The sequence below is a fragment of the Prauserella sediminis genome (assembly GCF_014195435.1).
Taxonomy (GTDB): domain Bacteria; phylum Actinomycetota; class Actinomycetes; order Mycobacteriales; family Pseudonocardiaceae; genus Prauserella; species Prauserella salsuginis.
In genome coordinates this window covers 118,284-127,986 of record NZ_JACIBS010000004.1, presented here as the reverse complement: position 1 = coordinate 127,986, position 9,703 = coordinate 118,284, and the positions used below count along the sequence as shown (strand labels likewise).

Annotated in this window: 9 protein-coding genes; 5 read left to right on the top strand and 4 right to left on the bottom strand. The window is 67.9% G+C overall.

What is annotated here, in order from left to right; genetic code table 11:
• Positions 1-11: 11 nt before the first annotated feature.
• Genes FB384_RS21955 through FB384_RS21945 form a run of 3 tightly spaced genes read right to left on the bottom strand, consistent with a single transcriptional unit; the run spans position 12 to position 2,685 of the window.
• Positions 12-1,202 carry an NAD(P)/FAD-dependent oxidoreductase gene (locus FB384_RS21955; protein WP_183786711.1) on the bottom strand — a complete coding sequence of 397 codons (1,191 nt, stop codon included), beginning with the start codon at positions 1,200-1,202 and terminating at the stop codon, positions 12-14.
• Between the two features lies 1 nt (position 1,203).
• Positions 1,204-1,404, bottom strand: coding sequence for a ferredoxin (locus tag FB384_RS21950; RefSeq protein WP_183786710.1), 201 nt, complete (start codon positions 1,402-1,404; stop codon positions 1,204-1,206).
• A 3-nt stretch (positions 1,405-1,407) separates the two neighbouring features.
• Complete coding sequence (locus FB384_RS21945; RefSeq protein WP_183786709.1) at positions 1,408-2,685, bottom strand: cytochrome P450; 1,278 nt, start codon at positions 2,683-2,685, stop codon at positions 1,408-1,410.
• 320 nt (positions 2,686-3,005) lie between these two features.
• Between FB384_RS21945 and FB384_RS21940 the strand changes: the two genes are divergently transcribed.
• The 5 genes from FB384_RS21940 to FB384_RS21920 all read left to right on the top strand — a co-directional run bounded on the left by FB384_RS21940 (position 3,006) and on the right by FB384_RS21920 (position 7,393).
• Entirely contained in the window at positions 3,006-4,247 is a 1,242-nt protein-coding gene (locus tag FB384_RS21940; protein WP_183786708.1) for an amidohydrolase family protein, read from the top strand.
• 80 nt (positions 4,248-4,327) lie between these two features.
• Positions 4,328-5,287 (top strand): VOC family protein, encoded by a 960-nt coding sequence (locus FB384_RS21935; RefSeq protein WP_228726581.1) that lies wholly within the window; start codon positions 4,328-4,330, stop codon positions 5,285-5,287.
• 20 nt (positions 5,288-5,307) lie between these two features.
• Positions 5,308-6,225: an SDR family NAD(P)-dependent oxidoreductase gene (locus FB384_RS21930; RefSeq protein WP_183786707.1), complete on the top strand. Its 918-nt coding sequence runs from the start codon at positions 5,308-5,310 to the stop codon at positions 6,223-6,225.
• A 35-nt stretch (positions 6,226-6,260) separates the two neighbouring features.
• Positions 6,261-6,665 (top strand): SRPBCC family protein, encoded by a 405-nt coding sequence (locus FB384_RS21925; protein ID WP_183786706.1) that lies wholly within the window; start codon positions 6,261-6,263, stop codon positions 6,663-6,665.
• Positions 6,662-7,393 (top strand): NADPH-dependent F420 reductase, encoded by a 732-nt coding sequence (locus tag FB384_RS21920; RefSeq protein ID WP_183786705.1) that lies wholly within the window; start codon positions 6,662-6,664, stop codon positions 7,391-7,393. Before FB384_RS21925 ends, FB384_RS21920 begins: the two co-directional genes overlap by 4 nt.
• Positions 7,394-7,810: 417 nt before the next feature.
• On the opposite strand, the gene FB384_RS21915 is transcribed toward FB384_RS21920, so the two are convergent.
• Positions 7,811-9,268 carry an MFS transporter gene (locus tag FB384_RS21915; RefSeq protein WP_183786704.1) on the bottom strand — a complete coding sequence of 486 codons (1,458 nt, stop codon included), beginning with the start codon at positions 9,266-9,268 and terminating at the stop codon, positions 7,811-7,813.
• Positions 9,269-9,703 lie beyond the last annotated feature (435 nt).

The following is a 9,703-nucleotide window of genomic DNA, read 5'->3' as shown; positions in this document are numbered from 1 at the left end:
CTGACGCCGGGTCACTCCGTAAGCCGGGCGACCACCTCGTCGACGTCCACACCGGACATAATCGACTTCCGCAGGGGCAGCACCGCGGTCGGGACGGAGAACCCGACGACCGCCCGCAGCACGTTGTCGCGGGAGTAGACCAGGACAGGCTTGCCGTCGACCTCCAGCTCTCGGACATCGTCGCTCGGGTCGACGAAGCCCAATCCCTGGATCTTGACGTCGTACTGGTCGCTCCAGAAGAAGGGGACCGTCGTCGGCACGGCGATGTCGTCGCCCGCGGTGATCGCGTGGGCGACGGTCTCGGCCTGACCGGTCGTCGACATCCAGTGCTCCAGCCGACGGTGCGCGCCGAGTAACGGGTGCCACCAACGAGCGGCATCGCCGACTGCGAACACGCCCGGGATCGACGTCCGGCCGAGCGAGTCACACAGGATGCCGTCGTCCAACGCGATACCGCTGGGAGCCAACCATTCCACGTCCGGCGTGACACCGATCCCGTAGACGATGTCCCGGCACTCCAGTTCGGTCCCGTCGTCGAGCCGGACGGCGCGGACGCCGTCCGGTCCGGTCACGGGCGTAGCGCCCGTGCCGAGGTGCAACCGCACGCCGTGTTCGCGGTGCAGCTCTGCCGCTCGGCGACCGCCCGCCTCGCCGAGCACCTGGACGAGGGGAAGGGATAAACGCTCGACCAGGTCGACGTCGACGCCGGCCCGGCGGGCGCTCGCGGCGACCTCACAGCCGATGAACCCGGCGCCGACCACGACGAGCCGGCGGCCGTCTGCGATGGCCGCCCGTATGCCGAGGGAGTCCGCGATGGTACGCAGCACGTGGACACCGCCGCCGACGCCGACCCCCGCGGGCAGTCGAGGCACTGCGCCCGGGGCCAGTACGAGCGAGTCGTAGCCGATCCGGTCACCGTTGCTCAGCACGACCGACCTGTCGGAGGTATCGACGGTCTCGACACGTGTCCCCAGTCGGAGGTCGAGGTCGAGCGACGGGATGTCCTTCGCGAGCGTCGTGTCGGTCATCGTGCCGACCAGCACAGCCTTGCTGAGCGGAGGACGGTCGTAGGGCTCCGCGGATTCGTCCCCGACAAGCGTGATCGCGCCGGTGTACCGCTGACGTCGAAGGTGCTCGGCGACACGCAACCCACCGAGCCCGGCGCCGACGATGACCACCCGGTGTGTGCCGCGCGGTGTCACCTCAATCGCCGTCCTCGTCGAACGAGAGCGCCTGTGTGGGGCAGGCCTCGACGGCGGTGCGGATGTTCACCGACGAATCCCCGTCCGCGTTCGTGACGATCGCGACGGTCGTCTCGTCCTGGTCGAAGGTGCGCGGGGCGTAGAAGACGCACTGGCCCGACCCCATGCAGAGGTCTCGGTCGACGTCGATCTTGCGAGCCACGTGTCAGGCCTCCATGTCGAACTCGAGGTGGAGCTTCGTCAGTCCGCGGAACATGTAGGACGGCAGGTAGTCGTACCGCCGTGCATCCGGGGGTCCGTGGTGTGCCTCGGAGATTCGGATCGCCGACGTGCGGTCGAGAAGCCGTTCGAGGGTCACCCGTACCTCGGAACGCGCCAAGGGGGCACCGGGACAGGTATGGATACCGTGACCGAAGGCGATGTGCCGCCGGACGTTCGGGCGTTCGATGTCGAAGCCCTGCGGGTCGTCGAACTGCCGTGGGTCGCGCCCCGCGGCCCCGTGCATGACGAAAACCTGCGTGCCTGCCTTCAGGTGGACGCCGCCGAGGGTGGTGGTCTTGCGGGCGACGCGCATGTTGCCCTTGATCGGGCCCTGCCAGCGTAGGACCTCCTCGATGAACTTGGGAATCAGGCCTCTGTCCTGCCTCAGCTTCTGCTGCAGGCCCTGGTCGTCGCCCACGATCTGGAGCGCGGTGGCCAGGAGGCGCACCGTGGTCTCCTGGCCGGCCGCGAAGAGGTTCGAGGCAATGCGTGCTGCTTCGAGTGGCTCGGGCAGCGTGCCGTCCGGGAAGGTCGCGTGGGCCATTCTGCCGAGGACGTCGTCCTTGGGCTCGCGCCGGCGGCTCTCGACCCGGTCGGTGAAGTACTCGTAGAAATGTTCGAGGCCGCCGTGCTTCTTCGGCGGCTCCTTCGTGGTGTCGGTGAGGGAACCGTTCGCTGCGACGCCGGCCTTCTCCAGCAGCATCGGATGGTCCTCCTCGGGAACGCCGAGCAGGTCGGCGACCACGAGAAGCGCATACGGCTGGGCGTAGTCGTCGACGAGCTCACACCCGCCGCGAGGCAGCACGACGTCGAGCTGACGGTCGGTCAGCTGCCATATGAAGTCCTCGTTTTCCTTGAGGCGCTTCGGGGTGATCAGGCCCATGATGAGGGCGCGCCGCATGGTGTGCTGCGGGGGATCCATCGCCACGATCTGGTCGTTGAACGGAAGTCGGTGGCGCACGGCGTCGAGCTGTTCGTCGATGTCGTCGCCTGTGAACTCGACGCCGTAGTCGGGTGTCGGCCCCGCGATCATCGGTGCCGCAGAGTAGGTCTCGGTCTCCCGCATCACGGTCAACGCCTCGTCGTAGCCGGCGACCATGGCGACCCCGTAGTTCGGTTCTATCCATACCGGACTGTTCTGAACCAGATCGTCCATATAGGAATATGGCGATACCACGGAATTCGGGTCGCGGAAGAAGTCGACATCGCGGAGTTCGGTCATGTGTTTCAGTCCCCTCAGCCGTTGATGGCCGGGCATCGGAATCGGTCATCACCGGTCGCCGGACCCGAACCCGAAGGTGGTGGGCGGGCTCGTATTGCGCGACCAAATGCCGACAGCGTCCGGTGCGTCGGGCGTCGGAGTCAAGGTGACCGGCCCGCCCTTCGGGACGCGTCGTGTGTCGTTCCACCTGCCGGTACCGGTGTGTTGACAGTTCGTGGAGCGCATCGTGACAGTGGAATTCCGTCCTCAGCCGTACATTTCATGAGATCTCTGCGACAAGCGGGATTGCGGTTCGGCGCCGTATGGCAAGGGAGAGACAAGTGAGCGACGAGATTCTCGTGTCGGTCGACGGCCACGTGATGGAGCCGACCGACCTTTTCAAGACTCGGCTTCCGAAGCATCTGCGTGACCGCGCAGTATGGGAGGAGGACCTCGAGATCGAGCCCCTGGGCGACGACGGACGACGATTCTTCCGCCGTGCCCACGCCCCGGGTATGGAGGGCTGGACCTACTCGCGGTTCCAGCACTTCGACGGCAGTCCCAACACCGGTGACGTCAACCGGATCCTGGAGGACATGGATCTGGACGGCATCACCGGTCAGGTCATGCACCCGAACCTGACTCTGCTGTGGGTCTACACCGACGACCACGAGTGGTCTCTGGCCCACGCCAAGGTCTACAACGACTACGTCATCGAGAACTTCGTCGAGCAGACGGATCGGATCAAGCCGTCCGCGGTCATCCCTATCACCGACGTTCCCGACGCGGTCGCCGAGATCGAGCGTGTCGCAAGCCGGGGAGTCAGGGCGATTCTCCTGCCGGCGACTCCGCACAAGCCGTACCACAGTCGGGAGTTCGACCCCATCTGGGCGACCGCCCAGTCACTCGGCCTCGTCGTCATGTTCCACGTGGCCAGCGGCGGCATCGAGATGGAGCAGGAAGCCAGCCGCAACATGCAGGGCATGATGATGGCGGTGGACCAGGCCCATCGGGAGCTGACCGAGGAGGACGTGGTCGTCCGGATGACCGGCCAGGGCATGTACGCAGCCTTGACTCCGGGCCAGGTTCTCGTCTCTTTGGTCGGCGGTGGCGTCTGCGATCGCTTCCCGGACCTGCATTTCGCGCTGGTCGAGTTCAACGCCAACTGGCTCGCGGGTCTCATGGGCGCGATGGACAAGGCGTGGACGGTCGGTATCGGACAGGACCCCGACTACTGGGTGGGCAAGTACGACGAGACACTGCCCGCCGGGGAACAGTTCAAGATGGCCCGGCTGTTCAAGGTCAATGACAAGTGGCCGTACCCGCTGCGGCCCAGCGAGTACGTTCGCCGGCAGATCCACGTGTCGTTCCAGGACGACCCGGTGGCGGTCGCGACTCGCCACATCACCGGTATCCCGACGCTGATCTGGGGCTCGGACTACCCGCACGCCGAGGGCACCTTCCGGCGCAGCCACGAGGCGGTCGACCACTTGTTCCAGGATGTCGACCCGGAGGAGCGGGCCCAGATCGTCGGCGGCACGATGGCGAAGCTGATGGGTTTCAACATCCCCACTCTCGGATGACGACACGGGCCGGGTGCCGGACATCGTCCGGCACCCGGCCCGTGTCGTCATCCCACCGGTCGAAGGAGAGATCCCAGCCGATGTCGCAGCATCCGAGAGACACCGTCGCTCCCGCTTACCGCGCCACGATGATGTTCCATCCCAGTCACCACGTCCCGGACCTCGCAGCGGCCGAGGACTTCTTCCGCAGCGTGTTCGGCCGGGACAGCACCCCGATGACGATCCTGTGGCAGGGCAAGCGGGACTCGGGCCCGGACTACTCGACATTCACGCTGATCAACGACGTCCTGTTCGACACCATCGATCCCAGGCGCTACATCCTGCACGGCGAGCAGGGGTACCCGACGGTGAAGACCCCGCATCTCAAAGCGCTGGGCTGGTATGTCGAGGGGATGACCGAGCTCTTCGGCGAGCTGCGCGGCCGTGGGATCAGACTGCTGAGCCAGCTCGACGAGCCTGCCGAGGGGGACGAGCCGCCGCACGCGGCGGGCGCGCCGATGCCGCTGTTCTTCAGCCACCCCGAAGACACGGGCATCCGCTACGAGTTCATGCCGCCACCACCCGGTGTGTCGCCGTTGGACCCGCGTACCGAACCGGGCTGGACCCGCCCCGCGCTCTCCGCGGACGACCCGCTGGGGATCGTGCGCGGCTCGCACCACACCGTGCTGACCGACCGTCCCGAACGCGTCCTGACACTGGTGGTGGACGTGTTGGGCGGCTCCGTGATCGGTGAGGGTCGGGACGAGGTGCGTGGCACCACGTGTACGTGGGTACGGCTGGCGGATTCGATCTTCGAGTACGCCGTGCCGGACGAGGGCACCGCGGCCCACACGGACTGGTCCGTCCGCGCACCGCAGGACACGTACCACGCCATCACCTTCCAGGTTGCCGATCTGGCGAAAGTGGAGCGGCACCTGGCCAGCCAGGGCGTCCGGGTCGCTGCTCGTTCCGACGACACGCTCGTCGTGGATCCGGCGACGGCGCTCGGCGTGCCCTGGGGCTTCACCACCGCGGTGCTGCCCGGCGACGACCGCGACTGACACCCCGAAAGGCAGCACACATGGAGACGTTCGACTTCGACGGGCGCGTCGCGGTGGTCACCGGCGCCGGTCGCGGGATCGGCAGGGCACACGCTCTGCTGCTCGCCTTGCGAGGCGCGAAGGTGGTCGTGAACGACCTCGGCGGCAACACTCTGGGGGAAGGCTCCGACACGGGACCCGCCCGGTCCGTTGTGGACGAGATTACCGCAGCGGGGGGAACCGCCGTCGCGGACGGCAACGATGTCTCCACCCCAGAGGGCGGACAGGCGATCGTCGACCGCGCCGTGACGGAGTTCGGCCGGATCGACGTGCTCGTCAACAACGCGGGCAACGTGCGGTTCGCGGGCATCGCGGACGCGGACGCGGCCCTGCTGGACAGCGTCTACGGTGTCCACGTCCGTGGTTCGTTCAACACGGTGCATGCAGCCTGGCCGCACTTCGTGGAGCAAGGCTACGGCCGGATCGTGTTCACGACCTCGCACGGCCTTTTCGGCTCGCCGGACAATCTCGCCTACGCCACCGCGAAGGCCGGCGTGATCGGCCTGGCCCGTGCGATCAAGGTCAATGCGGGCACGCAGGACATCAAGATCAACCTTATCGCGCCGGCCGCCGTCACCCGGCTCGCCGGTAAGGACCCGGACGGCGAGGCGCCGCCCGCGCCTGCGGATATGGATCCGGACCTCGTGTCGCCGATGGTGGCCTACCTTGCGCACGAGAACTGTCCTGTTTCCGGCGAGGTGTACGCCGCCGGTATGGGCCGGTGCACGCGGGTCTTCATCGCAGAGACGGAGGGATGGGTGCACACGGGTGGCACCAGGCTGACCGTCGAGGACATCGCTGCGAACTGGAAGGCGATCAACGACGAGTCGAGCTACCACATTCCGGTCGACCTCCACGGCTGGACCGCGAGTTTCCTCTCTCATCGGAAACTCGCCTGACCCACTCACGGACCACGGAACTCGAGGTTGTTGTCATGCCCGAAGCTCGCGCGGAACTCGCCAGTGACCGATCGCCCGAGGAGCTGGCGAAGCGCATCACGGACTACTACGGCATCCACCGGTGGTCGACCTACGTCGCCGACACGGTCGTGGACGGGACCCTGCCGGACACCCGCTTCTGCACGTTGGCGACCGGGGCGCAGGTGTACGAACAGCTGGTGGATTCCGGTCCCGACTTTGTCCGCTATCGAATGCTGCTCGAGGAGGGCGGGCCGATGTGGGACTACGAGGCCGAATTGCGGGTCGTTCCGGCTGCCGACGGCGGTGCCATGCTGTCCTGGGCGGCGACGTTCCAGTGCGGCGACGAGGCCGTCGACGCGCTGACCCGTGCCGTCCAGGCGACGTTCGACCAGGGACTCAAGGACCTCGTCTCCGCGTGAATCCCGGGGTGCTCGCGATCGTCGGCACCGGCCGTCACGGCAGCGCTCTCGCGCGGCTCGCCGTGGCGGCCGGGATGGCGGTCCGACTGGCGAACTCCCGGGGCCCGCACACGCTCGCCGCGCTCGTCGGCGAGCTCGGCCCCTCGGCGCGTGCCGGTACCGTTGACGAGGTGGCGGCCGAGTCCGACATCGTCATCGTGACATTGCCGTTGCACAGGATCGACGCGTTGCCGGAAAGCGCGTTCGCCGGGAAGACGGTCGTCGACGCGACGAACTACTACCCGGACTGGAACGGTCCGTTCGCCGAACTCGACGACGGACAGACGGCCTCCAGCAGGCTTGTACAGCGCCGGCTCTCCGGCGCGATGGTCGTCAAATCGCTCAACACGATCGACTTCCGGCGACTGCCTCGGCGGGCCCGCCCGACCGGCGACCCGGAACGCAGTGCACTTCCGGTGGCGGGGGACAGGGCCGACGCCGTCGAGTCCGTCGTGATGTTGCTGGACTGCCTCGGATTCGACGCCCTGGTCGTTGGCGGACTGGATGACAGCCAGTGCATCCAACCGGGAAGTCCTGCCTACGGTGATCCTTACCGTGGCATCATGCCGGCGGGTGCGGATCGGGCGGCATGGTTCGCCGAGACCCCCGGAGTTCCGGTCCCGGTCGCGACGCTGCGCGAACTGGTCGCCGGCGCGGCGTCGCCCTTCAGCCGGACGGAGCCGTTCTGAGGCCGTGCCGGTACTCGGCATCGCCATCGTCGGCCCGCGCGTGTCGGGTGGCTGAGCGCCGGGTGGCCCACGCGCGGCATCGGCGGTAGGTCGGCGAGGTATTTTCCACCCGGCGATCGTCGTCCGGGCCGCGGGCACAGGCCGTCAGCCCGGGTGACCGAGTATCCGCCGGGCCGACCCACGGGGCACCACGCTCGCGACCCCGCTCATCGGGCGCCCGGAGACTCCAGCTCTGCACCGGGCGAGCTCGTGGAGAACGGCGATACTCCGGGTGGTCCGCCACCGCTTACCCCAACGCCATCGAGAGTGAGCCGCCACCGGCCGGTGGCGGCTCACTCCCTGCCGAGCCGAGCATCCTCCGCCGGCACTCCGAGAGTGAGGCGGAGGGGCTCGTCCGGCCGTCCGGGGATCCTCGGGTCAAGCCTCTGTGCCGACTGCCGGGGTAGGTGCGGGCACAGCGGATGTGCGGTGGCTACGCGGCCGGATCAGGAGCGCGATGACGAGTCCGGCGACGCAGCAGGCGCCGATGAAGGCGAACACCGAGTTGAAGGCAGTCGTGGTCGCGAACTGCGTGCCGGGGACGACCGACAGGCTCAGCAGCAGGGTCACGATGGCGGTACCGACCCCGGTGAAGGTGAGCCGGACGACGGTGATCACCCCGGTCATCTCGCTGGTGTTCTCGGCGGGGACCTCCTCGACGACCAGGTTCGGCAGCGACGTCGAGACGAACGACGTCGCGAGCAGCGCCACCATTGCGGCCAGCACGAAGCCCACGACCGTCGCGTTCAGAGCGGCCATGCCGACGGCTGCGGCGATCCCGAGGCCGGTGCCGACCACCAGTGCCCAGCGCGATCCGACCCTTGCGGAGATGCGCCCGCTGATCGGCGCCGCGGCGAAGGCGATGACTGTGGTTGCGGCTCCGATCGCCCCGGCGGTGGTGGCGCTGAGACCCAACCCGACCGGTGCGCCGGTCGGGTTGATGTAGATCATCGGCAGGACCACGGTCGCCCCGCCCAGAAGGCCGGAGGCCACCGACATCATGGCCGCCATGCTCATCGCGAGCGTGCGGCGCGCGAACATCCGGATGTTGATCATCGGGCTGTCGGTCCGCAATTCCCACCGGATCCACGCGGCCAGCACGAGTATGCCGCCCACGATGCAGCCGGCCGTGCGGCCGTCGGCCCAGGTCCAGGTGGCGGACTTGGTGACGCCGAGCAGGATGAGTGCGATGGCGGCCGTGAACAGCACCGCGCCCGGGTAGTCGATGCGTTCGACGCGGGCCACGATCGTGGACTTCGGCAGAGCAAGACAGGCCGCGGCCGCGACGATCGCGATGACCCCGGCGGCGACGAAGAGATAGTGCCAGTCCAGGTTGTCGATGATGATGCCGCTCATCAGGCCGCCGATGGCGGCCGCAAGCATCGCCGTGGCGGCCACGAGAGCGATCGCCGTGGGGACGCGCTTGGCCGGCAGGTGTTCGCGGGCGAGGCCGAAGCACAGGGGCAGGATGCCGCCGGAGACGCCCTGGATGGCGCGTCCGATGACGACACTGGCAAGCGTCCCGCCCGCGATGGACACGATCGAGCCGATCACCGAGACGAGCAGCAGGATGATCAGCAGGCGGCGCCGGCCGTAGATGTCGCCGAGCCGGCCGCAGATCGCGGCGGATACCGCGGCGACCAGTAGGAATGCAGTGATCACCCAGCTGACGTCGGCGGCGTTCGCATCGAAAGCCTCGATCAGCCGGGGGAGAGCGACGAGCATCATCGACGACTCGATCGAACTGACGATGTCGGCCACGATGAGCACGGCGATGATCAACCATACGGGGCGGGTCGTCGGGGGTGCTGCGACAGGAAAGTCTGAGGACACCATTGTCGGAACTTTCTGTGTGGCGGTGAGGAAGAAGGCGCACGCTCGTGCGCGTGTGGAGGCCGATGACACCACCCGGGGACCGCGCCGCGGCGCTCCGTGGGGGAGGTGCTGAGCCGTCTAGTTCGTGGAGAACAGGACCGCCGCAGCCGGTGGCTCTCCCCGGGCGGCTGTCGGCGGGGTCGTGGCACGGGCCCCATGGCGGACCGATCGGGCTACGGCCGCCGGGAGGACTCGGTCTGCCTGGAGATGAAGGTATGGGCCGCACTGGACGGCACGGCGGTGGTCGTCGAGGGGCGGGTTGATTCGGGCGGCGCGGTGGACCTGGCGGCGGCGCTCACCGAGGGGTTCGATGCTCGGCAGGAACCGCTTGTCGCGCTGCTGGCCGAGACGCGGCCCGAACCGCGGATAGATGCGTACACTCAATTTCATCAATGT

Excerpts from the sequence above, each read along its gene's own strand:
- FB384_RS21945 (WP_183786709.1), bottom strand. The coding sequence starts at position 2,685 with ATGACCGAACTCCGCGATGTCGACTTCTTCCGCGACCCGAATTCCGTG.
- FB384_RS21935 (WP_228726581.1), top strand. The coding sequence starts at position 4,328 with ATGTCGCAGCATCCGAGAGACACCGTCGCTCCCGCTTACCGCGCCACG.
- FB384_RS21930 (WP_183786707.1), top strand. The coding sequence starts at position 5,308 with ATGGAGACGTTCGACTTCGACGGGCGCGTCGCGGTGGTCACCGGCGCC.
- FB384_RS21925 (WP_183786706.1), top strand. The coding sequence starts at position 6,261 with ATGCCCGAAGCTCGCGCGGAACTCGCCAGTGACCGATCGCCCGAGGAG.
- FB384_RS21915 (WP_183786704.1), bottom strand. The coding sequence starts at position 9,268 with ATGGTGTCCTCAGACTTTCCTGTCGCAGCACCCCCGACGACCCGCCCC.